At 68.0% G+C, this 26,381-nt stretch carries 24 protein-coding genes; 15 read left to right on the top strand and 9 right to left on the bottom strand.

Going from position 1 to position 26,381, the window contains the following annotated elements; translation table 11 throughout:
• Positions 1-12: 12 nt before the first annotated feature.
• The 6 genes from IFS44_RS14280 to IFS44_RS14255 form a co-directional block, all read right to left on the bottom strand.
• Positions 13-474 carry an SUF system Fe-S cluster assembly protein gene (locus tag IFS44_RS14280; protein ID WP_031395029.1) on the bottom strand — a complete coding sequence of 154 codons (462 nt, stop codon included), beginning with the start codon at positions 472-474 and terminating at the stop codon, positions 13-15.
• Positions 471-1,679 carry a cysteine desulfurase gene (locus IFS44_RS14275; RefSeq protein WP_197977889.1) on the bottom strand — a complete coding sequence of 403 codons (1,209 nt, stop codon included), beginning with the start codon at positions 1,677-1,679 and terminating at the stop codon, positions 471-473. The genes IFS44_RS14280 and IFS44_RS14275 overlap by 4 nt, the downstream gene beginning before the upstream one ends.
• 2 nt (positions 1,680-1,681) lie before the next feature.
• Positions 1,682-2,755 (bottom strand): SufD family Fe-S cluster assembly protein, encoded by a 1,074-nt coding sequence (locus tag IFS44_RS14270; protein WP_192098914.1) that lies wholly within the window; start codon positions 2,753-2,755, stop codon positions 1,682-1,684.
• A 157-nt stretch (positions 2,756-2,912) separates the two neighbouring features.
• Positions 2,913-3,656 (bottom strand): Fe-S cluster assembly ATPase SufC, encoded by a 744-nt coding sequence (gene sufC, locus IFS44_RS14265; RefSeq protein WP_031441058.1) that lies wholly within the window; start codon positions 3,654-3,656, stop codon positions 2,913-2,915.
• Positions 3,657-3,756: 100 nt separating this feature from the next.
• Positions 3,757-5,247: a Fe-S cluster assembly protein SufB gene (sufB, locus tag IFS44_RS14260; RefSeq protein ID WP_056020496.1), complete on the bottom strand. Its 1,491-nt coding sequence runs from the start codon at positions 5,245-5,247 to the stop codon at positions 3,757-3,759.
• Between the two features lie 121 nt (positions 5,248-5,368).
• Complete coding sequence (locus IFS44_RS14255) at positions 5,369-5,797, bottom strand: SUF system Fe-S cluster assembly regulator (RefSeq protein WP_192098913.1); 429 nt, start codon at positions 5,795-5,797, stop codon at positions 5,369-5,371.
• A 234-nt stretch (positions 5,798-6,031) separates the two neighbouring features.
• Here IFS44_RS14255 and IFS44_RS14250 point away from each other — a divergent pair, with 234 nt between their 5' ends.
• The 3 genes from IFS44_RS14250 to IFS44_RS14240 all read left to right on the top strand — a co-directional run bounded on the left by IFS44_RS14250 (position 6,032) and on the right by IFS44_RS14240 (position 10,893).
• A complete protein-coding gene (locus tag IFS44_RS14250; protein WP_192098912.1) occupies positions 6,032-7,063 on the top strand; it encodes a quinone-dependent dihydroorotate dehydrogenase in 1,032 nt (343 codons plus the stop codon).
• A gap of 91 nt (positions 7,064-7,154) precedes the next feature.
• The gene (gene ggt, locus IFS44_RS14245; protein WP_192098911.1) at positions 7,155-8,903 is read left to right on the top strand and encodes a gamma-glutamyltransferase; all 1,749 of its coding nucleotides are present in this window, start codon (positions 7,155-7,157) and stop codon (positions 8,901-8,903) included.
• Between the two features lie 199 nt (positions 8,904-9,102).
• Complete coding sequence (locus IFS44_RS14240) at positions 9,103-10,893, top strand: AMP-dependent synthetase/ligase (protein ID WP_192098910.1); 1,791 nt, start codon at positions 9,103-9,105, stop codon at positions 10,891-10,893.
• A 643-nt stretch (positions 10,894-11,536) separates the two neighbouring features.
• Here the strand turns inward: IFS44_RS14240 and IFS44_RS14230 are convergent.
• A complete protein-coding gene (locus IFS44_RS14230) occupies positions 11,537-14,506 on the bottom strand; it encodes a M16 family metallopeptidase (protein WP_192098908.1) in 2,970 nt (989 codons plus the stop codon).
• A 153-nt stretch (positions 14,507-14,659) separates the two neighbouring features.
• On the opposite strand from IFS44_RS14230, the gene IFS44_RS14225 reads away from it, so the two are divergent.
• The 12 genes from IFS44_RS14225 (at position 14,660) to IFS44_RS14170 (ending at position 25,265) form a co-directional block, all read left to right on the top strand.
• A complete protein-coding gene (locus tag IFS44_RS14225; RefSeq protein ID WP_107045656.1) occupies positions 14,660-15,538 on the top strand; it encodes an aspartyl/asparaginyl beta-hydroxylase domain-containing protein in 879 nt (292 codons plus the stop codon).
• A gap of 83 nt (positions 15,539-15,621) precedes the next feature.
• On the top strand, positions 15,622-16,194 hold the full coding sequence (locus IFS44_RS14220) for a NifU family protein (RefSeq protein ID WP_031396534.1): 573 nt from the start codon (positions 15,622-15,624) through the stop codon (positions 16,192-16,194).
• A complete protein-coding gene (locus tag IFS44_RS14215; RefSeq protein ID WP_192098907.1) occupies positions 16,194-16,793 on the top strand; it encodes a malonic semialdehyde reductase in 600 nt (199 codons plus the stop codon). Before IFS44_RS14220 ends, IFS44_RS14215 begins: the two co-directional genes overlap by 1 nt.
• A 39-nt stretch (positions 16,794-16,832) precedes the next feature.
• Entirely contained in the window at positions 16,833-17,465 is a 633-nt protein-coding gene (tsaB, locus tag IFS44_RS14210) for a tRNA (adenosine(37)-N6)-threonylcarbamoyltransferase complex dimerization subunit type 1 TsaB (RefSeq protein ID WP_192098906.1), read from the top strand.
• Positions 17,465-17,974: a GNAT family N-acetyltransferase gene (locus IFS44_RS14205; RefSeq protein WP_192098905.1), complete on the top strand. Its 510-nt coding sequence runs from the start codon at positions 17,465-17,467 to the stop codon at positions 17,972-17,974. The genes tsaB and IFS44_RS14205 overlap by 1 nt, the downstream gene beginning before the upstream one ends.
• A 75-nt stretch (positions 17,975-18,049) precedes the next feature.
• On the top strand, positions 18,050-18,472 hold the full coding sequence (locus IFS44_RS14200) for a Fur family transcriptional regulator (RefSeq protein WP_192098904.1): 423 nt from the start codon (positions 18,050-18,052) through the stop codon (positions 18,470-18,472).
• A 43-nt stretch (positions 18,473-18,515) separates the two neighbouring features.
• Positions 18,516-19,190: a lysophospholipid acyltransferase family protein gene (locus tag IFS44_RS14195; RefSeq protein ID WP_342366429.1), complete on the top strand. Its 675-nt coding sequence runs from the start codon at positions 18,516-18,518 to the stop codon at positions 19,188-19,190.
• Positions 19,191-19,426: 236 nt separating this feature from the next.
• On the top strand, positions 19,427-20,746 hold the full coding sequence (gene miaB / locus IFS44_RS14190) for a tRNA (N6-isopentenyl adenosine(37)-C2)-methylthiotransferase MiaB (RefSeq protein ID WP_192098903.1): 1,320 nt from the start codon (positions 19,427-19,429) through the stop codon (positions 20,744-20,746).
• A gap of 426 nt (positions 20,747-21,172) precedes the next feature.
• Positions 21,173-22,177 (top strand): PhoH family protein, encoded by a 1,005-nt coding sequence (locus tag IFS44_RS14185; RefSeq protein ID WP_192098902.1) that lies wholly within the window; start codon positions 21,173-21,175, stop codon positions 22,175-22,177.
• 123 nt (positions 22,178-22,300) lie between these two features.
• Positions 22,301-22,810: an rRNA maturation RNase YbeY gene (gene ybeY / locus IFS44_RS14180; protein WP_031438936.1), complete on the top strand. Its 510-nt coding sequence runs from the start codon at positions 22,301-22,303 to the stop codon at positions 22,808-22,810.
• 8 nt (positions 22,811-22,818) lie between these two features.
• Entirely contained in the window at positions 22,819-23,718 is a 900-nt protein-coding gene (locus tag IFS44_RS14175) for a hemolysin family protein (RefSeq protein WP_192098901.1), read from the top strand.
• 221 nt (positions 23,719-23,939) lie between these two features.
• The gene (locus IFS44_RS14170; protein ID WP_192007540.1) at positions 23,940-25,265 is read left to right on the top strand and encodes a PQQ-dependent sugar dehydrogenase; all 1,326 of its coding nucleotides are present in this window, start codon (positions 23,940-23,942) and stop codon (positions 25,263-25,265) included.
• A gap of 123 nt (positions 25,266-25,388) precedes the next feature.
• On the opposite strand, the gene IFS44_RS14165 is transcribed toward IFS44_RS14170, so the two are convergent.
• Together IFS44_RS14165 and IFS44_RS14160 are read right to left on the bottom strand one after the other, a co-directional pair.
• Positions 25,389-25,691 (bottom strand): polyhydroxyalkanoic acid system family protein, encoded by a 303-nt coding sequence (locus IFS44_RS14165; RefSeq protein WP_031396320.1) that lies wholly within the window; start codon positions 25,689-25,691, stop codon positions 25,389-25,391.
• A 10-nt stretch (positions 25,692-25,701) separates the two neighbouring features.
• Positions 25,702-26,121 (bottom strand): VOC family protein, encoded by a 420-nt coding sequence (locus IFS44_RS14160; protein ID WP_107931918.1) that lies wholly within the window; start codon positions 26,119-26,121, stop codon positions 25,702-25,704.
• Positions 26,122-26,381: the final 260 nt, after the last annotated feature.

Here is a 26,381-nt window from a genome sequence, read left to right as displayed (position 1 = left end):
AGGGGCAAGTCGTTACAGCATGCCCAGTTCGAGCTTCGCCTCGTCGGACATCTTCTGCGGATCCCATGCCGGATCCCAGACCAGGTTCACCTCGGCGACCCCGACACCCGGCACCGCGCCGACGCGCATCTCGACCTCCATCGGCATCGATTCCGCAACCGGGCAGTTCGGCGTGGTCAGCGTCATCGTGACGACCGCATGCCCGTCCTCGGTCACCTCGACGCCGTAGATCAGCCCCAGGTCATAGATGTTCACCGGGATTTCGGGATCATAGATGTCCTTCAACGCATCGATGATCGCGTCATAGACCGCGCCACCCGGTTCGCCGGGCGAGTCCACCTGCGGTTTCTGCGCCAGGAACCCGGCGAGATAGTCGCGCTTGCGCTCTGCATCGCCGTCGGTGTCGAGCACGACACGCGCCTTGGGCGGCGACTGCACCGCCTCGACTTCCTCGATCTCGAACCGATCGCTCATCCAAATATCCTCGTTACTCGCGCGATACCGCGCACCAGCGCATCCACGTCTGCCGGACCGTTATAGACACCGAAGCTCGCCCTGGCCGTCGCCTCGACGCCCAGCATCTCCATCAGCGGCTGTGCGCAATGGTGGCCAGCCCGGATCGCGACGCGCTCTTCGTCCAATATGGTGCCGATGTCGTGCGGATGAACCCCTTCGATCGTGAACGAGACGATCCCCGCCGAATCCGCCGGGCCGTAGAGCCGCACCGAATTGATCCCCGACAGCGCCTCGCGCGTCGCGGTGACCAGCGCGGTCTCATGTGCATGGATCGCCGCCAGCCCGATGCTCTCGACATAGTCGATCGCCGCATGCAGCCCGAGCGCGCCGACGATATGCGGCGTCCCCGCCTCGAACCGTCCCGGCGCTGGCGCATAAGTCGTCTTCGCGAACGACACCTTGTCGATCATCGACCCGCCACCCTGATAGGGCGGCATCGCGTCGAGCAGCTCGGGCTTTGCCCACAGCACGCCGATCCCGGTCGGGCCGTACAGCTTGTGGCCCGAGAACACGTAGAAATCGCAGCCGATCGCAGACACGTCGACCGCGATCCGCGGCACCGACTGGCAGCCGTCGAGCAGGATCTTCGCCCCCACCGAATGCGCGATCTCCGTCGCGCGCTTCGCATCGAGCACCGAGCCGAGCACGTTCGACACATGGCCGAGCGCGACCAGCTTGTGCGCGGGCGTGATCATCCGCTCCATCGCGTCGAGATCGATGCAATGGTCCGCGGTCAGCGGCAGCACGTCGATCGCGACACCGCGCGCCTCGGCGATCATCTGCCACGGCACGATGTTCGAATGATGCTCGAGCATCGACAACAGGATGCGGTCGCCCGCCTTCAGCTGCGTTCCCGCCCAGCAGGTCGCGACCAAATTGATCGCCTCGGTCGCGCCGCGCACGAACACGATCTCGTCGGGCGATCCCGCACCGATGAACCGCGCCACCGCCCGCCGCGCCGCCTCGTACGCGACGGTCATGTCGGCCGAGCGCTGGTACACGCCGCGGTGCACGGTCGCATAGGTCTCGCCATAAGCGCGCGTGATCGCGTCGACCACAGGCTGCGGCTTCTGCGCGGTGGCGGCGGTATCGAGATACGCCCAGCCCTCGGGAATAGCCGGAAAGTCCGACACCCGGTCGAGCGGGCGAGTTTCGAGCGTCAGGGTCACAGCGCTGCCTCCAGCCACGCATCCGCGTCCGCGACGAACGCATCGCGCACCGTCTCGTCCGCGATCTGCGCGAACGCATCGCCGACGAACGCACGCGTCAGCAGCGCCTGCGCCTTGGCATGCGGGATGCCGCGGCTCTGCATGTAGAACAACGCGCGCTGGTCGAGCTCGCCGACCGTCGCGCCGTGCGCGCACTTCACGTCGTCGGCGAAAATCTCGAGCTCGGGCTTCAGATTGACCGTCGCGGTCCGCTTGAGCAGCAACCCGCGCAGCGACTGCACGCCGTCGGTCTTCTGCGCATCGCGTGCCACCTCGACGCGCGCCGCAAGGCTCGCGGTCGACGTGTCCGCCGCGACCGCGCGCCAGATCTGCTTGCTCTGCCCGTTGAGCGCAGCATGCCGCACCGACAGCGCGCATTCCTGCCGCTGGTCGCGCCGGGTCAGCAAGGCGCCGCCATATTCAGCAAACGCATCGTCGCCCGACACGGTGATCGCGCCATCGATCCGCGTCCCCGCATCGCCCGCGCCGAGCATCGTAACGATCAGGCTCGCACCCGCACCGACATCCGCCTCGTCGCGCACCGACACGAAGCCGGCGGTCTGGAGCAACCGCACCGCACGCGTCAGCTTCGCGCCCGCGCCCAGCGTCATCCGCGTCGACCGGTTCGACCAGCCGGTCCCGACATAGGTCTCGACCACCGACGCCTGCGCGCCGTCCGCGAGGATGATCTCGGCGGGAACATGGTTCTCGCCGCCGGTCGCGATATGGACGATCTGGATCAGCTCCGCCGAAGCGTGCGCCTCGACGCGCAACGACCAGCCATGGCCGGTCGTCCGCGCGCCCAGCACATGCGTGCCACCCTCGAGCGGCGCGATCGCGACATGCCGAAGCTCGCTGCGACCTTCATCCAGCGCGCCATCGACAAACACCGCCCGCGCGCCCTCGAGCTCAAGGAACCACGCGCCCGCCGGCGCCTCACCCCGCGGCAACCCCGCCGCCGCCGCGATCGCCGCCGGATCACCCCAGCGCCACGACTCCTCGCGCGTGGAGGGAAGTTCGAGAACGCTCATGATGCGGCCCACGAAAACGAGAATGGTTCACGCGAAGGCGCGAAGGCGCGAAGAGGCGTTGGAAGGATATTGCTGACGAGATTATTGACCACACGCCCTTCGCGCCTTTGCGCCTTCGCGTGAGCCCAATCTTTCCTGCCTGCGGCACGAAGGGAAATCATGCGGCGATCCCCACATAGCCTTCGCTCTCGAGCTGCTGCGCGAGTTCCTTTCCGCCCGAGCGGACGATCCGCCCGTCGGCGAGCACATGGACGAAGTCCGGCTCCACATAATCGAGCAGCCGCTGGTAATGCGTGATCAGCAGCACCGCCTTGTCGGGCGCGCGCATGATGCGGTTGATACCGTCGCCGACGACGCGCAGCGCATCGATGTCGAGCCCCGAATCGGTCTCGTCGAGGATCGCGAACTTCGGGTTGACGATGCCCATCTGCACCATCTCGTTGCGCTTCTTCTCACCGCCCGAAAAGCCGACATTCACCGGCCGCTTGAGCATGTCGTAGTCCATGCCGAGCAGATCCGCCTGCCCGCGCGCGAGCTTCAGAAACTCGCCGCCGGACAGCGCCTTCTCGTCCCGCGTCGCGCGCTGCGCGTTCAACGCCTCGCGCAGGAACTGGACGTTCGACACGCCGGGGATCTCGACCGGATACTGGAAGCCGAGGAACACGCCCGCCGCGGCGCGCTCATGCGCCTCGAGCTCGAGCAGGTCGACGCCGTCGAACGTCACCGAACCAGACGTGACCTCGTACCCGGGCCGCCCGCCGAGCACATAGCCCAGCGTCGACTTGCCCGCGCCGTTCGGCCCCATGATCGCGTGCACCTCGCCCGCATTCACCTCGAGCGAGAGGCCCTTGAGGATTTCCTTGCCGTCGATCTCGGCGTGAAGGTTTTCAATTTTCAGCATCGAATGTAGCCCAATTCCAAATCTCTAAATTTCCGCGACGCGCCGTGCGCCAACCCCATCCCGTCATTCCCGCCTGCGCAGGAATGACGGAAGAAGGGGGTCACCCCACCGAGCCTTCCAGCGAAATCCCCAGCAGCTTCTGCGCCTCGACCGCAAACTCCATCGGCAGCTGCTGCAGCACCTCGCGCGCGAAGCCGTTGACGATCAGCGCGACCGCCGCCTCCGCATCCAGCCCGCGCGACATCGCGTAGAACAGCTGGTCCTCAGAGATCTTCGACGTCGTCGCCTCATGCTCGATCTGCGCGGACGGGTTGCGGACCTCGATATACGGCACGGTATGCGCGCCGCACTGGTCGCCGAGCAGCAGGCTGTCGCACTGGGTGAAGTTGCGCACGCCCTCCGCGGTCGGCGCGACGCGCACCAGCCCGCGATAGGTGTTGTCCGACCGCCCCGCCGAAATCCCCTTCGACACGATCGTCGAACGCGTGTTCTTGCCGAGATGGATCATCTTCGTGCCGGTATCGGCCTGCTGGCGATTGTTCGTCACCGCGACCGAATAGAATTCGCCGACCGAGCCGTCGCCCGCCAGCACGCACGACGGATATTTCCACGTGATCGCACTGCCGGTCTCGACCTGCGTCCAGCTGACCTTCGAGTTCTTGCCCTGGCACAGCGCGCGCTTGGTAACGAAATTGTAGATCCCGCCGACGCCGTTCTCGTCGCCCGGATACCAGTTCTGCACGGTCGAGTACTTGATCTCGGCATCGTCGAGCACGACGAGTTCGACGACCGCCGCGTGCAGCTGGTTCTCGTCGCGCATCGGCGCGGTGCAGCCTTCGAGATAGGAGACGTAACTGCCCTTGTCGGCGACGATCAGCGTGCGTTCGAACTGCCCGGTATTCTCGGCATTGATCCGGAAATAGGTCGACAGCTCCATCGGGCAGCGCACGCCCTCGGGGATGTAGACGAACGTGCCGTCGGAGAAGACCGCCGAGTTCAGCGTCGCGAAGTAATTGTCACGCTGCGGCACGACCTTGCCGAGCCACTTGCGGACCAGGTCGGGATATTCCTTGATCGCCTCGGAGATCGACCGGAAGATCACGCCCGCGGCCTCCAATTCCTTGCGGAACGTCGTCGCAACCGAGACGCTGTCGAACACCGCGTCGACCGCGACGCGGCGCTTCGGCGTGCCGTCCTCGTTCAGCGGATCCTCGACCACGCCCGCGAGCATCTTCTGCTCGCCGATCGGGATGCCGAGCTTTTCATAGACGCGCAGGATCTCGGGATCGACCTCGTCGAGGCTCCCGAGCTTCGGCTTCGCCTTGGGCTCCGCGTAGTAATAGGCGTCCTGGTAATCGATCGGCGGCACGTTGAGCTTCGACCAGTCGGGCGCTTCCATCGTCTGCCACAGCGCGAACGCCTTCAGACGCCAGTCGAGCATCCACTGCGGCTCGCCCTTCTTGGCGGAAATGAAGCGCACCGTGTCTTCCGACAGGCCCTTGGGCGCGAATTCCTGTTCGATGTCCGAGGAGAAGCCCCACTCGTACGTCTTGTTCGCGGCGGCATAGGCCTCTGCGTTCCGGGTAGCCATCATTCCATCTCCGCCGCAACGCGGCTCTCTAATGTCTTCGCTCCTTCGCGGCTTCGCGTGAACAGACTCTTCTCACGCAAAGGCGCAAAGGCGCGAAGGAAAGGGGTAGGCGCTGCGCGCGTCATGCGGGCACCGGCGAATTCGGGACTTGCAAAAGGCTGGCGAGCGTCACGTCGGCAAGCGCGCCGCGGACCGCGCCGTTGACCGCGTTCCAGTGCGGCTTCACCTTGCACGTCTGGTCGATGCAGCAATCCTGCGCCGCACCGTCGACGCATGCGGTCAGCGCGATCGGACCCTCGACCGCCTCGATGATGTCGGCGAGCGAGATCGACGCGGGCGGCCGCAACAGGCGAAACCCGCCGCCCGTCCCGCGCGTGCTCTCGATCAGCCCCGCCGCCGACAACCGGCTGACCAGCTTCTGCACGGTCGGCAGCGGCACGCCGGTCTCCTCGCTCAACAGCGTCGCGTTCAGCCGCGCGATACCACCGCAATGACGCGCCGCGGCGCTCATCATCACGACCGCATAGTCGGCTAGGCTGGAAAGACGCATGGCGCTTCGTGAGTCCAATCGGACCGAAATGATCCGATTGACAAATGGGCTTTGCGGGGGGCAGCGTCAACCCGTCCGCCAGTGCTAACGACTCGCAACTAAGTCCACCTTCTCATTCCCGCGAAGGCGGGAATCCACGTTACCTTTTGCGCCTGCGGACGGATGGATTCCCGCCTGCGCAGGAATGACGGAAGAAGGGTTTGGCCGCCCCAGCCGATCTGGGTAAGAGCGCGCATGGCCTTCTACCACCCGCTTCTCTTCCGCCTCGACGCCGAACGCGCGCATGGCCTGACGATCGCCGCGCTCGCCGCATGGGGCAAGGCGGGCACGCCGCTCGCGCCATCCGTCCCGCGGCTTGCGACCAGCGTGGCGGGGATCGCCTTCCCCAACCCGGTCGGGCTTGCCGCCGGCGTCGACAAGGATGGTCGCGCGATCGACGGCTTTTTCGGCCTCGGTCTCGGCAGCGTCGAGATCGGCACGCTCACCCCCCTGCCCCAGCCCGGCAACCCGAAGCCGCGCATCTTCCGTCTCCCCGAAGACCGCGCGGTGATCAACCGCCTCGGCTTCAACAATGGCGGCCTCGACGCGGCGCTCGACCGTGCGAAAGCCCATGTGCGCGGCAAGGGCGTGCTCGGCATCAATGTCGGCGCGAACAAGGACGCGAGCGACCGCACCGCCGACTATGTCCACGGCGTCACCCGCGCCGCGCCGCACGCCGATTACATCACGATCAACATCAGCTCGCCCAACACCCCCGGCCTGCGCGACCTGCAACATGGCGCAGCGCTGCGCGACCTGCTCGCCGCCTGTACCGCCGCCAAGGGCACCACGCCGATCTTCCTCAAGGTCGCGCCCGACCTCGAGCCCGCGGACATCGACGACATCGCCCGCGCCGCGATCGACAACCGTATCGACGCGCTGATCGTCAACAACACGACGATCGGCCGCCCCGGCCTGCGCTCGGCGAACGCGACGGAAACCGGCGGCCTGTCCGGCGCCCCGCTCGCCCCGCTCGCCCGCCAGCGCCTCACCGACTTCCGCAAGGCAACCGGTGCGGCGATCCCGCTGATCTCGGTCGGCGGCATCGGCAGCGGTGCGGAAGCCTATGCCCGCCTCCGCGCGGGCGCGAGCCTCGTCCAGCTCTACACAGCCCTGGTGTATGAAGGCCCCGGCCTCCCCGCACGGATGCTACGCGAGCTCGACGCGCTGCTCACCCGCGACGGCTTCGCCACCATCGCCGACGCGATCGGCATCGACGCCCGCTGACACATTTCGTCATCCCGGCAAAAGCTGGGATGACGGCGAGTTTGCGGCGGACGCCTTGCCACCCACCCGATCCGCGCTAGGTTCGCACGCGATGAAGACTCCCCTCCTCGCGCTCGCGCTGCTCCTCCCCACCGCCACCGCCGAAGCCCGCCGGACCGCCCCCACCCCCGCCCCGGCGAAGGATCAGGGCATGGTCAGTGCCGCCGACCCCCGCGCCGCCGCCGCGGGTGTCGAGATCCTGCGCGCGGGCGGCAGCGCGACCGATGCGGCGATCGCGACGATGCTGGCGCTCAACGTCGTCGAGCCGCAGAGCTCGGGGATCGGCGGCGGCAGCTTCTGGGTCAGCCATGCGGCGAATGGCGGGCTCAGCACGATCGACGCGCGCGAAAAGGCGCCCGCCGCCGCCGGTCCGCGCTGGTTCTACGCCGCCGACGGCACCCCGCTCAGCCACCGCGACGCGGTTCCCGGCGGTCGCAGCGTCGGCGTCCCCGGCGCGCTGCGCGGCATGGCGCTCGCGCACCGCGCCTCGGGCAGGCTCCCCTGGGCGCGGCTGTTCGACCCGGCGATCCGGCTCGCGACCAATGGCTTCAAGGCGTCGCCGCGGCTCGTCAACGGGATGAAGGCGTATGGCGGCCACATCACGCCCGAAACGCGCACGCTCTTTTCCGCCCCCGACGGATCGCCCGTCGCGATCGGCGCGATGATCAGGAACCCAACCCAGGCTGCATTGCTCCAGCGGATCGCCGCGCGCGGCGCCGACAGCTTCTATGTCGGGCCCGAGGCGCAGAAGATCGTCACCACGGTCAACACCGCTGCGCGCAACCCGTCGAAGATGACGACCGGCGACCTCGCCAGCTATGACGCGAAGACCCGCGCGCCGGTCTGCGTCACCTACCGCGTCCACCGCATCTGCGGCATGGGCCCGCCCTCCTCGGGGGGCATCACCGTGCTGATGATCCTGAAACAGCTCGAACGCTTCGACATGGCCAGGCTCGGCAAGGACAGTCCGCAGGCGTGGCACCTGTTCGCCGAAAGCTCGCGGCTCGCCTATGCCGACCGCGACCTCTATGTCGGCGACCCCGATTTCGTGTCGGTGCCGGTCAAGGGCATGCTCGATCCCGCCTATCTCGCCTCACGCTCGGCACTGATCCAGCCGACCACGACGATGGCCAGCGTCAGCGCAGGTTCGCCCCCCGGCGCCCCGGCCCGGCAGTCCGCGCCGGTCAGCGAAGTCCCCGGCACCACCGACCTCGCGGTCGCCGATTCGCGCGGCAACGTCGTCGAGGTGACGACCACGGTCGAGGGCTATTTCGGCTCGGGGCTGACCGTCGACGGCACCGTGCTCAACAACCAGCTCACCGACTTCGACACCGTCCCCGAAAAGAACGGTGCACTCGTCGCCAACCGCGTCGAGGGCGGCAAGCGGCCGCGCAGCTCGATGTCGCCGACGATCGTCTACGGCCCCGAGGGCAAGGTCCGGCTCGCGGTCGGCGCCGCGGGCGGCTCGACGATCATCGCGCAGGTCGCCAAGGCGATCATCGGCGTCGTCGACTGGAAACTGTCCGCGCAGGATTCGATCGCGCTCGGCCTGATCTACGCGCCCGGCCATGTCGCCGCGGTCGAGAAGGGCACCGAGCGCGAGGCGATGATCCCCGCGCTCGAGGCACTGGGCGAGACGGTGCAGGTCACCGCGCTCGGGCTGAAGGCGAACGCGGTAGAACGCGTGAATGGCCGCTGGGTCGGCGCGGCGGACCCGCGCAGCGAAGGCGTCGGAATCGCGCAGGACGGCACCGTGACACAGATCCAGCGCGTCGGCGCCCTCCAGCGCGCACCGGAATAGCATGCCCCGCCCCTTTGTCGTCATCCCCGCGCAGGCGGGGATCCATAGGCGCTGACGTCGGTGACCCCACAGGCCGGTCAGCCAATATGGGTTCCCGCCTCCGCGGGAATGACGACGGACCGTTAGCAGACTATACCGCACCAAAGACCGAGCGGCCCCGCGAGGGGACACAGTTCGCAAGAGCGCCCCAGGAGAGACCATGCCCCGCCAGCTCGAACCCTTCCCCAACCTCGTCACCATGTTCTTTGCGCGCGCCGCGGAGAGGGGCGACTCGCCGTTCCTCTGGACCAAGCAGAGCGGCGCCTGGGTGGCGACCAGCTGGGCCGACGCCGCGCGACAGGTGGCGAGCCTCGCCAGCGCGCTGACCGCGATCGGGCTGAAACGCGGCGACCGGGTGATGCTGGTCAGCGAGAACCGCCCCGAATGGTGCCTCAGCGACCTCGCGATCATGGCGGCGGGCTGCGTGACGGTGCCGACCTATGTCACCAACACCGAACGCGATCACCTGCACATCATCGAGAATGCGGGCGCCTGCGCGATCATCGTCTCGACCGCGAAGCTGGCCAAGACGGTGCTCCCCGCCGTCCTGCGCTCGAACCAGGCGCAGATCGTGATCGGGCTCGAGGACATGCGAGTCCCCGCCGCGATCGATTTCCACAACTGGCACGCGCTGATCGCCGCGCACCCGACCACGCCCGAGACCGCGGCGGCGCGCGCGACCTTCACCCGCGACGATCTCGCCTGCATCATCTACACCTCGGGCACCGGCGGCGCCCCGCGCGGCGTGATGCAGCATCACGGCGCGATCCTGCACAATTGCGCGGGCTGCGCCGCGGTGATCTCGGAGGATTTCGGCTGGGACGACGAGGTGTTCCTCTCGTTCCTGCCGCTCAGCCACGCCTATGAGCATACCGGCGGCCAGCATTTCCCGATCTCTTTGGGCGGTCAGATCTATTATGCCGAAGGCCTCGAAAAGCTCGCCGCCAACATCGAAGAGACGCGCCCGACGATCATGTTCGTCGTCCCCCGCCTGTTCGAGGTGCTGCGCACGCGCATCTCGAAGACGATCGAGAAACAGGGCGGCGCGTCCGCCTATCTCCTCGCCCGCGCGCTCGACATCGGCGCCAGGCGCTATGCGGGCAAGCTCCGCCTGATCGACCGGCCGGCGCAGGCCGCGGTCGCGACGCTGTTCAAGCCCAAGATCGCCAAGAAGTTCGGCGGCCGGCTGAAGGCGATGATCTCGGGCGGCGCGCCGCTCAATCCGGAGGTCGGGCTGTTCTTCGAATCGCTCGGTCTCACCTTCCTCCAGGGCTATGGCCAGACCGAGGCCGCGCCCGTCATCTCGTGCAACCGCCCCAAGGCGGGCGTGCGGATGGACTCGGTCGGCCCGCCGCTCAAGGATACCGAGGTGCGGATCGCCGAGGACGGCGAGATCCTGGTCCGCGGCGAGCTCGTCATGCACGGCTATTGGCGCAACGACGCCGAGACCGCGAAGGTGCTGAAGGACGGCTGGCTGCACACCGGCGACGTCGGCGAGATCGACGCGCAGGGTCGCATCCGCATCACCGACCGCAAGAAGGACCTGATCATCAACGACAAGGGCGACAATGTCGCCCCGCAGAAGATCGAGGGGATGCTGACGCTCCAGCCCGAGATCGTCCAGGCGATGATCGCCGGCGACAAGCGCCCCTATATGGTCGCGCTGATCGTGCCCGATCCCGAATGGACGCAGCAATGGTGCGCGTCGAACGGCGATGCGTGCAATTTCAGCAGGCTGGCCGAGAATAGCGAGTTCCGGACCGCGCTGGGTCACGCGATCGAGCGCGTGAACAAGGATCTGACCGTCACCGAACGCGTCCGCCGGTTCGTGCTGGCGGACGGGCCGTTCACGATCGAGAACGAACAGCTGACGCCGAGCCTCAAGATCCGCCGCCACGTCATCCGCCAGGCCTATGGCGACCGGCTCGACGCGCTCTACCTCAAAGGCTGACGAATGGGGGGGACCCTATTGGGGCCCCCACCTGCTCATGCTGCGCCGAGCGGAAGGTTGCTGCGCTTGCAGACATAGGTCGCCAGCTCCTCGCGCAGCGGCAGCCCGGCGATCGGGCGCAACGGACCGTCATAGGCGATGCTCGTCTCGACCAGCGAACGGCGCGGCGCGACGCCCAGGACGTGGAACAGGCGACGCTCGCAATCGACCTCGGTGCGGGCATAGGCGACGCGGCCGGCATGCTCCTGGCGGATGATCGCGATCACCGTGCCGCCGATCGCCCGGCGCTCGCGCAGCAGGAAATAGCGCGAGGCGGTGTCCGACGGGGTCGGGATCGGGTCACCCTTGACCGTCAGCGCGGGCGGCGCCGGCGCTGCGACTTCGGTTTCGCCCAGATTGCGCAGCGATACGCCCGCAGTGCTCATCGCATTGTTGTCGACCGCANACGCCCAACCCGCCGGCACCCGCCAGCGCTAACCACGTCTTCTTCATCAATACACTCCCGGGTATGAATCAGGTTCAAACGCCCGCGGCATGACGATCGATCCGGTGGTGCGGATCGATCCCCGCGGCCCGACGTTGCGCGAGGATATTTTCTTCGGCGAAGGGCGCGCACCGACCGGCACGCGCCCTCCCGGTCCGCTTATTTCGCCGCCGGCTTGGGCGCCGCGGCGGGCACCACCGCCATCGTCCAGTCGCGGTCGGGGCGCAGATATTTCGCCGCGACCGCCTGCAGGTCGGCCGGCGTCGTCGACACCAGGTCCTCGGCGATCCGCTTGGTCGCGTCGATCCGCCGCGGATCATAGGTCGCCCCGCCGAGCTGCTGCATCCAGAACTGGTTCCCGGTCGAGGCGCGCATGATGTACTGCCCCATCGGCCGCTTGATCCGCTGCAGCTCGTCATCGGCGATCGGCGTCGAGACGAGCTCGGCGGCGATCTTGCGCGCGGTCTCGAAGAAGAACGCAACCTTTTCCGGCGCGACCTGGCCGATCGCGACGAGGCGACCGCCGCTGTTCATCCCGGTCGGCCACTGGCTCTGCACGTTCGGGCTGTAGCTCGCGCCCGCCGCCTGGCGGAGCCGCTCGAACAGTCGGTCGGCGAACACCTGTGCCAGCACGTCGAGACGACGGCTCTCGGTGATCGCCTCGATCCCGCCCCCGGTCGGCCAGGCGATGACCGCCGCCGCCTGGTTCTGCGGGCCGGTATGCGTGCGCATCACCGGGGTCGCGACATGCGCGGGGAAGCGCACCGGCGCCGCCACCGCGGTCGACGCGGATCGCGCGGCGATCGCGCCGAAGCTCTTGGCGACCGCGGCGATCGCCTCCTCGCTCTTCACGTCGCCGAACACCGACACCTCGATCGGCCCGGTCTTGAGCAGCGGCTCCCAGAACTTGCGGAAGTCCTTGGCATTGAGCGCCTCGACCGACTCGCGCGACGGCGTGCCCCAGCGCGGATCGCCCGCGCGCAACAGCTTCTCCAGATCGCGCGACAGCACGCCGTCGGGCGACGATTCATAGCCCGCAAACGCCGCCAGCGCCGCGACCCGCGCGCGCGCGACCGGCGCCGCGTCCCATGCCGGGAAGGCGAGCTTGGCGGCCATCAGCGTCAGCTGGTCGGCATAATCCGCAGGCGAGGTCAGCGCGCCCAGCGTGAACGCGTCGTCGTCGATCCCGAAATCGAGGCCGATGCGACGCCCGGCGGTCAGCTGATCGAGATCGCCCTGGTCGAGCTTGCCGATCCCGCCCGCGACCAGCGCGAGGTCGCCCGCCCAGGCCGGACTCGGCTTGTTCGCCGGGATCGCGCTGTAACCGCGCCCGAACCGGACGCGGACATAGACGCGGCCGGTCTCGCCCGTATTGGGGAACAGCAGCAGGCGGGTGCCATTGGCATAGGTCACCTGCTCCATGTCGAACGCGGCGATCTTTTCGCGCGACGACACGACGCCGGACTTGCCTAGCGGCGGCAGCGCGGCGAACGTCACCGCATTCTGCTGGCGACGCAGCCCCGCGAGACCCGAGACATCGGCCTTCAGCGCGGTCTCGAGCTTGGCCACAGCGGCGGGGTCAGGCGTGATCGTGTTGACCAGCGCGCGCGTCGCGGTCCCCTCGAAGATCCGCTTCGACGCCGCGAGCAGCGTGGCGGGGGTGAACATGCCCTTCGCCTTGGCGTCCTGCAGGATCTTGTACGACGTCTCCGGTCCCGCGACGGTCTCGCGGATGTCGAGCGCACCGACCATGTCGTCGGCCTGGCGCGCGCCCGCCTCGACCCGCGCGGTCTCGACCTGGGTGCGCATGATCGTGTCGAAATCGGCATATTCGCGGTCGACCTCGGCCTGGCTCGGCGCGTTGGTCTGCGCGTCGGCGATCACCGCGCGCACGTCCTTCAGCGCCGCTTCCCAGTCGGTCCCGATCGGCACGATGTTGACGCTGGTCAGGTTCGCCGACCGCGACACGTCGTCGATCGACACCCCCGCCTGGAGATAGCTGCCACCGGCGCGTGCGCGCGTCTCGAGCCGCCGGCTGATCAGCCGCGTCGCCAGCACGTCGACCAGCCGCGTCTGGTTCATGATCGCGGTGTCGTCCTTGTACACCCAGGGCCGGACCACGCCGAGCGTGACGACCGCGGGCAGCGACGGCTCGGCGATCGCCTGTGCGGCGGGGGCGGCGGGATCGGGCTTGCCGAAATCGGGCGCCGCGGTGAACGCGCCGACCGGCTTCCAGTCCGCGAAGTTCTTGACGATCAGCCGTCCGAACAGCGCCGGGTCCATGTCACCCGAAATGATGACTACGGTGTTCTCGGGCCGGTACCAGCGATCGTGGAACGCCTTGATGCTCGCGCCGGTCGCGGCCTCGAGCGTCTTGATGCTGCCGATCGGCGACCGGTCCGCGAGCGGCTGGCCGGCGAAGAAGGTCGATCGGATCGCATCGCCGATCCGCACCTGGGGTCCTGGCTGCTCGCGCTGTTCGGCGAGCACCACCGGGCGCTCGGCGGTGACCGTCGCATCGGTCAGCACCGGCTGCTCCATCATCCCCGACAGGATCTTCAGGCTGTCGTCGAGCCCCGCCTCACTCGCCGAGGGCAGGTCGAGCTTATAGGTCGTCGAGACGGGCGTGGTCTGCGCGTTGGTGTCCGATCCGAACGTCGCGCCGAACCGCTGCCAGACGCGCTTGGCCTCGCCGTCGGGGACGTATTTCGACCCGCGGAACGACAGATGCTCGATGAAATGCGCATAGCCGCGCTCGGCATCGCTCTCGTTCAGCGACCCGGCATCGACGCGGACGCGGACCGACACCTGGCCCGGCGGGACGCCGTTCTTGCGCACGGCAAAGCGCAGCCCGTTGGGCAGCGTGCCGAACTTCCATTCGGGGTCGCGGGTGAGATCGCTGCCCTTGTACAGCCACGCGGTCGTGTCGATCCCGGGCAGCCCCGGCAGCGTCGGCGCCTCGCCGGGCATCGCCACGGTCTGCGGCTGGACGGGTGCAGCAGGTGCCGCCGCGGGCGGCTTGGCGCGGGACGCGGGCCGCGTCCCCGATTGGCCGATGGCAGGGATCGCCAGACACAGCACGAGCGACAGGAAGACGGGAGCGCCGAGCGCGCGGGGGGTAAACGCCATGCCGTCCTGTAGCGCCCCCGGCCGCCGACCGCCAGCGCCGTGCCCGTCGCGCGCGCCGCGCCATCATTTCGTCCCATAGCCGCGCTATCTCAATCACCTGCAAGCGCGGATACGGGCGCGCGGTACGAGCGAACGACGAAGAGTGGAGTGCGAATGCAAGCCGAAGTCAGGGCGAAGACCGGGACCGCGACGGGTCCGGCAATGTGGCGAAATTCTGGTCGTGATCCCCGCAGCACCCCCCACCGCACCCCCGATCTGACGGTTATTTCGGGTGCGCCCCGGCCCGGCGCGCCGCTCGCGGCGGAACCCGGCCGGCCGCTGATCATCCGCGTCGGCAAGCATCTGCGCGGCGTGTTCGACCGGCTGATCGCGAGCTCGTCGCTGGTCTCGAACGATCCGGTGCTCGACGTCCGCGACTTCGCCTGGACGCAGCTGCTGCGCGAGCATTGGCGCGATATCCGTGACGAGGCGGTCGCGGTCGCGCTGCGCGGCGAGGCTTCGCCCAGCCTCGCGACGATCTCGCCCGATCACCGCGCGATCGCCGAGATCGACAAGTGGCGCTCGTTCTTCCTCTGGGGCTATGGCTATCCGATCGACGAGAATCTGGTGCGCTGCCCGCGGACGCGCGATCTCGTCGCGCAGATCCCGGGTCTCAACAGCGCCTTCTTCTCGATTCTTGCGCCGGGCACGCACATCCCCGAGCATCGCGGCGTGACCAAGGGGCTGATCACCTGCCACCTCGGCCTGATCGTGCCGCGCGACGGCGACGTCCGGATGCGCGTCCACGACCGCACCGTGCGCTGGTCGGAGGGCGAGACGCTGGTGTTCGACGACACCTACAACCACGCGGTCTGGAACGACACGAGCGGCACGCGCGTGGTCCTGCTCATCCAGTTCGAGCGGCCACTGCGCAATCCGGGCAAGTGGATCGCCGACGCCTTCCTGAACGTCGTCCGCCGCTCCGCCTTCGTCCAGGACGCGGTCCGCAACATCGGCGACTGGAACGCCGCGGTGAAACAGCTCGACGTCTGACGGCATCCGGCCGCTCAAACGCTATGCCGGTGCCAAAGAAGAGTTTGCTTGATCCCTCCGCCCCCCGTCGCCACATGCACCCCATGCTGATCGAAACGGAATCCACCCCGAACCCCGCGACGTTGAAGTTCCTGCCGGGACGCACCGTCATGGAGTCCGGCACCCGCGACTTCGCCACCCCCGAGGAGGCGGAGGCGAGTTCGCTCGCCGATGCGATCTTCCGGCTCGGCGACGTGACCGGCGTGTTCTTCGGGCGCGACTTCGTCTCGGTGACCGCCGCGCCCGGCGTCGCCTGGTCGGATCTGAAGCCCGACGTGCTCGCGATCATGCTCGACCATTTCTCCGCCGCGATGCCGCTGTTCCGCCCCGCGAGCGCAGGCTTCTCGGTGCCGTCCGACGATACCGTGCTGACCGACGACCCCGCCGATGCCGATATCGTCGCGCAGATCCGCGACCTGATCGAGACGCGCGTCCGTCCTGCAGTCGCCAATGACGGCGGCGACATCGTCTATCGCGGCTTCGACAAGGGCAAGGTGTTCCTCCAGCTCCAGGGCGCGTGCGCCGGCTGCCCCTCGTCGAGCGCGACGCTCAAGAACGGCATCGAGCAGTTGCTGAAATATTACGTCCCCGAAGTCACCGAAGTGCGCGCCGTCTGATGACCCCGCGCGGTCCGCAGCCCGACGCCGTGCTCGACGCGGTCTTCCGTGAGGCGCGCAGCTATAATGGCTATACCGACCGGCCGGTCGCGACGGCCGATCTGCACGCGATCTGGGACCTGATGAAATGGGGTCCGACGTCCGCCAACCAGCTGCCCGCGCGGCTGGTCTGGTGCGTCAGCGACGAGTCCAAGCAGAGGCTCGCCGACGCGTGCAGCGCGCAGAACCAGCCCAAGATCCTGAACGCCCCCGTCTCGGTGATCATCGGCATGGACACCGACTTCCACGAGCATCTGCCCGAGCTGTTTCCGCACGCCGATGCGAAGTCCTGGTTCACGGGCAGCGCCGAACTGCGCGCGACCTCCGCCTTCCGCAATTCGACGCTGCAGGGCGCCTATTTGATCATCGCCGCGCGGATGCTCGGGCTCGACACCGGACCGATGTCGGGGTTCGACGCGGACAAGGTCGATGCCGCGTTCTTCGCCGACACGCCTGCGATCCGCACCAACTTCATCGCGACGCTCGGCTATGGCGATCCCGCGACGATCTTCGCCAGGTCGCCGCGCCCCGACTTCGCGAAGTTCAACAGCATCGCCTGACATGACGCCCTCTTCCCGGAGGGGAGAGGGATTACCGATATGCGCACGCTGATCATAGAGACGTCCACCGCCGCCTGTTCGGTCGCGCTCGCCGATGACGGCGTGATCGTCGCGCGGACGCATGACCTCGTCGGGCGCGGCCATGCCGAACGGCTCGTGCCGATGATCGCCGCGCTCCCCGGCGGCGGCCGCGCCGACCGCATCCTCGTCGATGTCGGCCCTGGCAGCTTCACCGGCGTCCGCGTCGGCATCGCCGCCGCGCGCGGCCTCGCGCTCGGCTGGTCGGCGACGGTCACCGGCTTCTCGTCGCTGCCTTTGGTCGCTGCGGCGGGATTCGACGATCGCTTAACCGATGATATTGCAGTAGTTTTAGAGGGCGGGCATGGCGAGGTCTTCATGCAGTGCTTTGCCGCCGATCTGTCGCCGCGCACCGACATGGTGTCGCTGAAGCCCGACGCGGCGCTCGCGGCGCTGGCGGGGCGGCGCGCGGTCGGCAATGGCGTGCGGTGGCTCGCCGCGCTCGCCGATGATCTCGACCTGACCGAGGCGCTGCCCGATGCGAGCGCCGCGATCCTGCTGCCCGAGACGCTCACCGTGCTGCCGCCCGTCCCGATCTACGGCCGCGCGCCCGATGCGAAGCCCGCCGCGGTCCGTCCGGCGGTGCCGCGCTGATGGCGACCCGCGCCGTGCCCCCGCCCTCCGACGAAGACGCGGCATCCGCGGTCGTGCTGCGTGCGGGCGACGCGCGCGACCTAGCGATCGTCGACGCGCTCATGGGCGACGCGTTCGACCCTGCATATGGCGAGGCGTGGACGCGGACCCAGTGCCTCGGCGTGCTCGCGCTGCCCGGCATCCAGCTCGTCCTTGCCTTTGTCGATGATCGCCCCGCGGGCTTCGCGATGACGCGGACCGTGCTCGACGAGGCGGAGCTGCTGCTGATCGCGGTCGCGACCGATGCGCGCCGCCGCGGCATCGGCAGCGCGCTGGTCGGCGCGGTGATCGCCGACTGCATCGCCGCGAACGTCGCCACGCTGCATCTCGAGGTGCGCGCTGGCAATGAGGCGGTCCAACTCTACACCGCGCACGGTTTCGCCAAGGTCGGCGAACGCCGCGCCTATTACCGTGGCCGGTCGGGGGTGGCGCATGACGCGCACACCTATTCGCGCGCGCTCGGCAGCTGAGGCTTATTGCGAGTCACTATCCCTTTTCGCAACAGCGTTAACCGCCTACATGGGGGTTTACCAAGGGAATGACACATGCCGCGCAAGATCGATCTGGAAGCCCTCTGCAACGAGAAGGGCCTGCGCATTACCGAGCAGCGCCGCGTCATCGCGCGCGTCCTGTCGGAAGCGGATGATCATCCCGATGTCGAGAAGGTCTATGAGCGCGCGTCCGCGATCGACCCCGGCATCTCGATCGCGACCGTCTATCGCACCGTGCGGCTGTTCGAGGAGGCGGGCATTCTCGACCGCCATGATTTCGGCGACGGCCGCGCGCGCTACGAACCCGCGCCCGAGGCGCATCACGACCATCTGATCGACGTCGAGAGCGGCAAGGTGATCGAATTCGTCGATCCCGAGCTCGAACAGCTGCAAAAGGCGATCGCCGAGAAGCTCGGCTTCCGGCTGGTCGATCACCGCATGGAACTCTACGGCGTCGCGCTGCCCCGCAAGGACTGATCCGATCGGGCGCCTGCGTCTCGTCGCGCGGCTCGCGGCGCTGGTGATCGCGCTGCTGCTCGCGCTGCCGGTCCACGGGCTGTGGCGGCTGTTCGGCCGGCGATCGCCCTGGCCGCCGCGCTTTCTCGGGCTAGTCGGCCGGATCGTCGGCGCGCGGCGACGGATCGTCGGCACGCCGCTGCGCCATGACGTGGTGTTCGTCGCCAATCATCTCAGCTGGATCGACATTCTGCTGCTGTCGGGCGCGACCGGCACCGCGTTCATCGCCAAGGCCGAGTTGCGCGGCGTACCGCTCGTCGGCTGGCTCTGCACGCTGAACGCGACCATCTTCGTCAGCCGCGCCGATCGCATGGCGGTGACCGCACAGATCGCGCAGCTCCGCGACACGCTCGCGCGCGACTGGCCCGTTACGCTCTTCCCCGAGGGCACGACCGGTGACGGCGTCACGCTCCTCCCCTTCAAGGCCGCGCTGCTCGCCGCGCTCGACCCGCCCCCGCCCGGCGTCCGCGTCCAGCCGGTCCGCATCGACTATGGCCCCGCCACGCACGAGCTCGCCTGGGTCGGCGACGAACCCGGCCAGCACCACGCCGCCCGCGTCCTGAAACGCCGCGGCAGCTTCGTCGCGACCTTGCACTTCGCCGAACCCTTCGCCCCTGCCGACCACGGCAACCGCAAAGCCATCGCCACCGAAGCCCGCCGCCGCATCGAAGCCCTTTGACTATTCTGTAAGGGGAAGCGCGTTGCCCTCACCCCGCCCCCAAACACCACCCCGGCGAAGGCCGGGGCCCAGTTGGAAAGGTCGCAGTAACGAAGCGTTGCCCTAAGTCAGCAACGTCACCCAACTGGACCCCGGCCTCCGCCGGGGAGGTACAGATCGTGCGTATCGCAGCGTGCTCTCACGAACGAACAGCAACGCCCCTCCCCCCACGCACACAAATTTGGTACGGCGCGCGCATGACCTCGAAACCCAAGACCTATCACGTCAAGTCGTTCGGCTGCCAGATGAACGTCTATGACGGCGAGCGCATGGCCGAACTGATGGCCGCCGACGGGCTGACCCAGGCCGATGCGGTCGATGCCGACATCGTCGTGCTCAACACATGCCACATCCGCGAGCGCGCGACCGAAAAAGTCTATTCGGACATTGGCCGGCTGCGCAAGGACCAGCTGCGCAAGAACGGCAAGACGCCGATGATCGCGGTCGCCGGCTGCGTCGCACAGGCCGAGGGGCAGGAGATCTTCACTCGCGCCAAGGTCGACGTCGTCGTCGGCCCGCAGGCCTATCACAACCTCCCCAACCTCGTCGCCAAGGCCGCGGCAGGCACGCCGTCGCTCGACACCGACATGCCGCTGCTGTCGAAGTTCGGCGCGCTCCCGACCCGCCGAAAGGTCGCGCCGTCTGCGTTCCTGACTGTGCAGGAGGGCTGCGACAAGTTCTGCACCTATTGCGTCGTCCCCTACACCCGCGGCGCCGAGATCAGCCGCCCCTTCGCCGCCATCGTCGACGAGGCCAAGGCGCTGGTCGACGCCGGGGCGCGCGAGATCACGCTGCTCGGCCAGAACGTCAACGCGTGGTCGGAAGACACGCGCGGTCTCCACGACCTGATCCGCGACCTCGACCGCATCCCAGGCCTCGCGCGGATCCGCTATACGACCAGCCATCCCAACGACATGACGCAGGGCCTGATCGACGCGCACCGCGACGTCGAGAGCCTGATGCCGTTCCTCCACCTCCCCGTCCAGGCGGGCAGCGACCGCGTGCTAAAGGCGATGAACCGCAGCCACACCCGCGATTCCTATCTCCGCCTGCTCGACCGCGTCCGCGCGGTGCGCCCCGACATCGCGCTGTCGGGCGACTTCATCGTCGGCTTCCCCGGCGAGACCGATGCCGAATTCGAGGACACGCTGAGCCTCGTCGACGCGGTCGGCTATGCGCAGGCCTACAGCTTCAAATACAGCCCGCGCCCTGGCACCCCCGCCGCCGCGATCGTCGAGCAGGTCCCCGAGGCGGTGATGGACGAGCGTCTCCAGCGCCTCCAGGCCGCGCTCAACCGCGACCAGCACGCCTTCAACGCCGCCACCGTCGGCCGCACCTGCACCGTGCTGCTCGAACGCCCCGGCAAGCTCCCCGGCCAGCTGATCGGCAAGTCGCCCTGGCTGCAATCGGTCCACCTGATCGGCGACCACGCGATCGGCGATCTGGTCGAGGTGACGCTCGCGGCGGCCGGTCCCAATTCGCTGACCGGCATCGAACGCATCGCGCAGGCCGCCTGAAACCGCCCCCACCTTTTACCACCACCCCGGCGAAGGCCGGGGCCCAGTTGGGGAACGGACATAACGACGGACGATCCTCCGTTACATCGACCTTCCCCACTGGGCCCCGGCCCCCGCCGGGGTGGTATGGTGATCGTGGAAATCGCGCGCGCCGGCCCACCCCCTGAGGCTTTCAGGCAACGCCCCCCGCACCTTCGCACACCACACCAAAACTACCGCTGTCCCCCACCCGAATCCCCTGCCACACTCCCCCTCGATGCAGCTTCGCCCACGCGACTCGAATCATCGCCAGCCAGGCGCCCCGGCGCCGCTTGAACGCGCGGGCTCCCATGCTCATCTCTGGTCGAACGCCATCCCAGGCGTGATGCGTGCCGGCCCGACCATACCCAATCACCGATCCGACACGTCTGCCCCCGAAAGGACCGCATGAGCCGTAAACCCGTTCCCGCCCAGTCCGGTGACCGCGCCCGAGTCGAACTGCTGTTCGACAAGCCCCAACTCCTCGTCCGGCTCTTCGGCCAGTACGACCAGAATCTGGTAGCGCTCGAAAACCGCCTCGGTGTGTACATCACCGCGCGCGGCAACAAGATTGGTCTGGAGGGCACCGCGGAACAGGTCGCCAAGGCGCGCGACGTGCTCCACGATCTCTATGCCCGGATCCAGCGCGGCGAAGATGTCGACACCGGCCTCGTCGACGCGTCGATCGCGATGGCGGACGAACCCGTGCTCGAAGGCATCATCCGCGCCGATGCCGGCGGCGGCGCTGCCCCGCCGATCATGATCCGCACGCGCAAGAAGACGATCGTCCCGCGCACCCCGGCGCAGGCGCACTACATGCGCGAGCTGACCAGCAACGACATGATCTTCGCGCTAGGGCCGGCAGGCACCGGCAAGACCTATGTCGCGGTCGCGCAGGCGGTCCAGCAGCTCATCACCGGCAGCGTCCAGCGCCTGATCCTCTCACGACCCGCGGTCGAGGCGGGCGAGCGGCTGGGCTTCCTCCCCGGCGACATGAAGGAGAAGGTCGATCCCTATCTCCGCCCCTTGTACGATGCGCTCTACGACTGCCTCCCCGCCGAGCAGGTCGAACGCCGCATTGCTTCGGGCGAGATCGAGGTCGCGCCGATCGCCTTCATGCGCGGCCGTACGCTGGCCGACGCGTTCGTGATCCTCGACGAGGCGCAGAACACCACGCCGGCGCAGATGAAGATGTTCCTCACCCGCTTCGGCCAGAACAGCCGGATGGTGATCTGCGGCGATCCCAAGCAGGTCGACATCCCCGGCGGCGTCGCCGCCTCGGGTCTCGCCGACGCGGTCCGTCGTCTGGAGGGGGTCGAGAGCATCTCGATGTGCCGCTTCACCGTCGGCGACGTCGTCCGCCACCCGATCGTCGGCCGCGTCGTCGAAGCCTATGAGGGCAGCGACGCCTGATCCCTGCGCGGCTGTCCCGGACATGCCGGGATAGCCGCCGGGCCGTCCGCATACCGTAAGGGGTGCGGAACTTTGCCACCTGTGTAATGATTTCGTCCTGACGTTTCCGCCGGAAGGACCCGCATGCTCGAAATCGCGCTCTCTTCGGAGGCTCCCTGGCCCGACCAGGACTGGGACGGCCTCGCTAAGCGCGCCGCGACCGCGGCGATCGAACGCACCCCGCACGGCCAGCTGCTGACCGGCGCCGCCACGGTCGAGATCTCGTTCCGGCTCGCGTCCGACGACGAGGTCCACACGCTCAACAAGCAATATCGCCAGAAGGACAAGCCGACCAACGTCCTGTCCTTCCCGATGGTCCAGGCCGATCTGCTCGAGACGATCGCGCAGAATTCGGACGATGGCGAGGTGCTGCTCGGCGACATCATCCTCGCGCACGGTGTCTGCGTCGCGGAAGCCGCGGAGCGCGGCATCTCGGTCGAGGATCATGCAATGCATCTGATGGTGCACGGCACGCTGCATCTGCTAGGCTATGATCATATGGACGACGACGAGGCGGAGGGTATGGAGCAGATCGAACGCGACGCGCTCGCCGCGCTCGGGCTCCACGATCCCTATCTCATCACAGAGGACTGACGACCACGATGGCCGATGGCCCCAATGCCGGAAACGGCGATAGTACCGACAGTATCTGGCGCGGGCTGAAAGGCCTGATCTTCGGTGCCCCCGACGAATCACTGCGCGACCAGCTCGAGGATGCGATCGACCGGCACGAGGGCGATCCCGCCCCCGATGCCAAGGGCGATCTCACCCCGCTCGAGCGCCAGATGGTCCGCAACCTGCTGCATTTCAGCGAGCGGGACGCAGGCGATGTCGGCGTGCCGCGCGCCGACATCATCGCGGTCGAGGAGGAGACGTCGTTCGCCGACCTCGTCAAGCTGTTCGCCGAGGCCGGCCACAGCCGCCTGCCGGTCTACCGCGACAATCTCGATACGATCATCGGCATGGTCCATATCAAGGACGTCTTCACGATCCTCGCGACCGGCGCCGAGCATCCGACGACGCTCGCCGGGCTGATCCGCGAGCCGCTCTACGCGCCGATGTCGCGCGGCGCGCTCGATCTGCTCGCCGACATGCGCCAGAAGCACGTCCATCTGACGATCGTGCTCGACGAATATTCGGGCACCGAGGGTCTCGTCACGTTCGAGGACCTGATCGAGGAGATCGTCGGCGATATCGAGGACGAGCATGACGACGCGCCGCAGGTGCTGATGACGCCGATCGACGGCGGCGCCTGGGACGCGGACGCCCGCGCCGAGCTCGAGGATGCCGCCGAACTGATCGATTCGCGGCTCGCCGAGGTCGATGGCGATATCGACACGTTGGGCGGTCTCGCCGCCTTGCTCGCAGGCCATGTCCCGCAGATCGGCGAATGCGTCGATCATCCGAGCGGCTGGAAGCTCGAAGTGACCGAAGCCGACGAACGCCGCGTCAACCGCCTCCGCCTCCACCCCCCGGTCGTGCTGGTCGAAGACGACGACTGACACGAAGGGGGCGGTGCGTCGGCCGACACGACCCGCCCCCCCCCCCCCGCCTGCCCCTTCGTCATTCCCGCGAAGGCGGGAACCCATACCGGCTGACCATCCGACAGCACGCAGACCCTGCCCCTCTGGATTCCCGCCTCCGCGGGGATGACGAAGCTCGCGGGATGCCCAACCGCAATCACGCCATTGCCCCCGCCCGCACTCCCGCCTAACTCTCCCACATGCGCAAACACATCCTCATCGTGCTCGGGCTGATCATCCTGGTCGGTATCGCCGGGTTCACCTGGCTCGCCTGGCCCGATACCGCCCGGCTCGACGTCAACCAGGTCACCGGCAAGCGGCCCGACATCACCGCGCCGCGGATCCAGATGCTGCCGACGATCGGCGTCGCCAAGGCGGTCGGCTGGCCCAAGGGCGCGATGCCGACCGCGGCGGCGGGGATGAAGGTCCAGCCGTTCGCGGCCGGGCTCGATCATCCGCGCTGGCTCTACCGCCTGCCCAATGGCGACGTGCTGGTCGCCGAGACCAATTCGCCGCCGCGTAAAGGTCCCGGCATCGTCACGACGGTGATGAACTTCCTGATGGGCCGCGCGGGTGCGGGCGTGCCCTCGGCCAACCGCATCACGCTGCTGCGCGACGCGGACGGCGACGGCGTGGCGGAGACGCGTTCGGCCTTCATGACCGGGCTCAACTCGCCCTTCGGCATGACGCTGATGGATGGCCAGCTCTATATCGGCAACACCGACGCGCTCGTCCGCGTGCCCTATACCGAGGGCGCGACCCGGATCACCGCCAAGCCCGAGCGTGTCATCCCGCTCAACGGCGGCGGCAATCACTGGGCGCGCAACGTGATCGCCGCCCCCGACGGCAAGACGCTCTATGTCGGCGTCGGCTCGGCGTCGAACATCGCCGAAAACGGCATGGACGCAGAGAAATACCGCGCCAACATCCTTCAGGTCTGGCCGAAGGACAAGAACTGGCGGATCTATGCCGCGGGTCTGCGCAACCCCAACGGCATGGCGATCAACCCCAAGTCGGGCCAGCTCTGGACCGTCGTCAACGAACGCGACATGCTCGGCTCCGATCTCGCGCCCGACTATCTGACCCAGGTCGAATTCGGCGATCACTTCGGCTGGCCCTGGTATTATTGGGGCGGCTATCCCGACGATCGGGTCGAGCCGAAGAACCCTGCGCTCCAGCAATATGCCAAGCGTCCCGACTATGCGCTCGGACCGCATGTTGCCGCCCTCGGCCTGACCTTTGCGGGCGACGCGAAACTCGGCGACCGCTTCACCAACGGCGTCTTCGTCGGCGAGCACGGCTCGTGGAACCGCAAGCCGCTCTCGGGCTACAAGGTCGTCTATATCCCGTTCGGCGACACCGGCTTCCCGGCGGCGAACGCGAAGCCCGTCGACGTGCTCGGCGGCTTCCTCAACAAGGATGGCGAAGCGCAGGGCCGCCCGGTCGGCGTCATCACCGACAAGAGCGGCGCGCTGCTGGTCGCCGACGATGTCGGCAACACGATCTGGCGCGTCAGCACGAAGTAAGTGCCTTCTTCCCCCCGTCATCCTGACGAAAGTCAGGACCCAGGATCACGAGCGCACCGTGTGTAACCCTGGGTCCTGACGTTCGTCAGGATGACGAGCGGGGCGGCGTCACACCGCAAACCCTCACCGCAGCAGCTTCGGCCCTTCCTTGCGGATCATGTCCTGCACCTTGCCCGCGAACAACCCGAGCAGCCCCGGCAGGTCGACGATCGCATGGACATTGTCCTCGAACACCGTGACCTTGCTGCCGATCACCTGCCCCATCGCGCTGACGGTGAAGTGCAGCGTATCGCCCTCCCAGCGCCGATCGGTCACCGATCCGCCGGGGATCTTCGACCCGATCGTGTCGATGCCGCTGTCGAGCCGCGAGCGCACCCCCGCCTTGCCGAGCTTGTGGGGGATATCGACCGAAATGGGATTGGACATTCTTTGATCCTCAGTGTGCGAACAGCATCGCGTCCTGTGCGAACGCCTTGAACTCGAGCGCGTTGCCGCTGGGGTCGCAAAAGAACATCGTCGCCTGCTCGCCGACTTCGCCCTTGAAGCGGACATGCGGCGCGATCCCGAACCGGACCCCCGCCGCCGCAACCCGCTCGGACAGGCTGATCCAGTCGTCCATCGTCAGCACGACGCCGAAATGCGGCACCGGCACCTGATGCCCGTCGACCGCATTCTCGACCGCGATCGCCTTCGCCGCCGGATCGAGATGCGCGACGATCTGATGCCCGAACAGGTCGAAGTCGATCCAGTGATCGCTCGACCGCCCCTCGGGACAGCCAAGCGTCCCCCCGTAAAAGGCCCGCGCGGCGGCGAGGTCATGGACGGGAAAGGCGAGATGAAAGGGGCGCAGCGTCATGCGGGCAGGATAGAGCGGATGATCCCTCCCGTCACCCCGCCCCCGCTATGCGATGCCCCCGCGCGTCCGCCGCTCAAGTACCGCCCCCACTCCTCTCCACCACCCCGGCGAAGGCCGGGGCCCAGTTGGGGGGCGACGGTAACGAAGGACAGCACGTCGTCACGGCGACCTTCCTACCTGGACCCCGGCCTCCGCCGGGGTGGTGCAAGGGATGGGGCCTGCACCATGCTATCCGTCTGGAAAGGCCCCCCACCCCATTC

The organism is Sphingomonas sp. CFBP 13706 (assembly GCF_014842355.1).
GTDB lineage: Bacteria > Pseudomonadota > Alphaproteobacteria > Sphingomonadales > Sphingomonadaceae > Sphingomonas > Sphingomonas aerolata.
Note: the sequence above shows the minus strand (reverse complement) of the source record. Positions and strands in the feature narration are given on the sequence as shown.

Coding starts and splice junctions, on each gene's coding strand:
- IFS44_RS14225 (WP_107045656.1), top strand. CDS start 14,660: ATGCAAGCCGAAGTCAGGGCGAAGACCGGGACCGCGACGGGTCCGGCA.
- IFS44_RS14220 (WP_031396534.1), top strand. CDS start 15,622: ATGCTGATCGAAACGGAATCCACCCCGAACCCCGCGACGTTGAAGTTC.
- ggt (WP_192098911.1), top strand. CDS start 7,155: ATGAAGACTCCCCTCCTCGCGCTCGCGCTGCTCCTCCCCACCGCCACC.
- IFS44_RS14240 (WP_192098910.1), top strand. CDS start 9,103: ATGCCCCGCCAGCTCGAACCCTTCCCCAACCTCGTCACCATGTTCTTT.
- IFS44_RS14270 (WP_192098914.1), bottom strand. CDS start 2,755: ATGAGCGTTCTCGAACTTCCCTCCACGCGCGAGGAGTCGTGGCGCTGG.
- IFS44_RS14170 (WP_192007540.1), top strand. CDS start 23,940: ATGCGCAAACACATCCTCATCGTGCTCGGGCTGATCATCCTGGTCGGT.
- tsaB (WP_192098906.1), top strand. CDS start 16,833: ATGCGCACGCTGATCATAGAGACGTCCACCGCCGCCTGTTCGGTCGCG.
- IFS44_RS14205 (WP_192098905.1), top strand. CDS start 17,465: ATGGCGACCCGCGCCGTGCCCCCGCCCTCCGACGAAGACGCGGCATCC.
- IFS44_RS14215 (WP_192098907.1), top strand. CDS start 16,194: ATGACCCCGCGCGGTCCGCAGCCCGACGCCGTGCTCGACGCGGTCTTC.
- IFS44_RS14165 (WP_031396320.1), bottom strand. CDS start 25,691: ATGTCCAATCCCATTTCGGTCGATATCCCCCACAAGCTCGGCAAGGCG.
- miaB (WP_192098903.1), top strand. CDS start 19,427: ATGACCTCGAAACCCAAGACCTATCACGTCAAGTCGTTCGGCTGCCAG.
- IFS44_RS14255 (WP_192098913.1), bottom strand. CDS start 5,797: ATGCGTCTTTCCAGCCTAGCCGACTATGCGGTCGTGATGATGAGCGCC.
- sufC (WP_031441058.1), bottom strand. CDS start 3,656: ATGCTGAAAATTGAAAACCTTCACGCCGAGATCGACGGCAAGGAAATC.
- IFS44_RS14200 (WP_192098904.1), top strand. CDS start 18,050: ATGCCGCGCAAGATCGATCTGGAAGCCCTCTGCAACGAGAAGGGCCTG.
- IFS44_RS14230 (WP_192098908.1), bottom strand. CDS start 14,506: ATGGCGTTTACCCCCCGCGCGCTCGGCGCTCCCGTCTTCCTGTCGCTC.
- IFS44_RS14175 (WP_192098901.1), top strand. CDS start 22,819: ATGGCCGATGGCCCCAATGCCGGAAACGGCGATAGTACCGACAGTATC.
- sufB (WP_056020496.1), bottom strand. CDS start 5,247: ATGGCTACCCGGAACGCAGAGGCCTATGCCGCCGCGAACAAGACGTAC.
- IFS44_RS14185 (WP_192098902.1), top strand. CDS start 21,173: ATGAGCCGTAAACCCGTTCCCGCCCAGTCCGGTGACCGCGCCCGAGTC.
- IFS44_RS14160 (WP_107931918.1), bottom strand. CDS start 26,121: ATGACGCTGCGCCCCTTTCATCTCGCCTTTCCCGTCCATGACCTCGCC.
- ybeY (WP_031438936.1), top strand. CDS start 22,301: ATGCTCGAAATCGCGCTCTCTTCGGAGGCTCCCTGGCCCGACCAGGAC.
- IFS44_RS14280 (WP_031395029.1), bottom strand. CDS start 474: ATGAGCGATCGGTTCGAGATCGAGGAAGTCGAGGCGGTGCAGTCGCCG.
- IFS44_RS14250 (WP_192098912.1), top strand. CDS start 6,032: ATGGCCTTCTACCACCCGCTTCTCTTCCGCCTCGACGCCGAACGCGCG.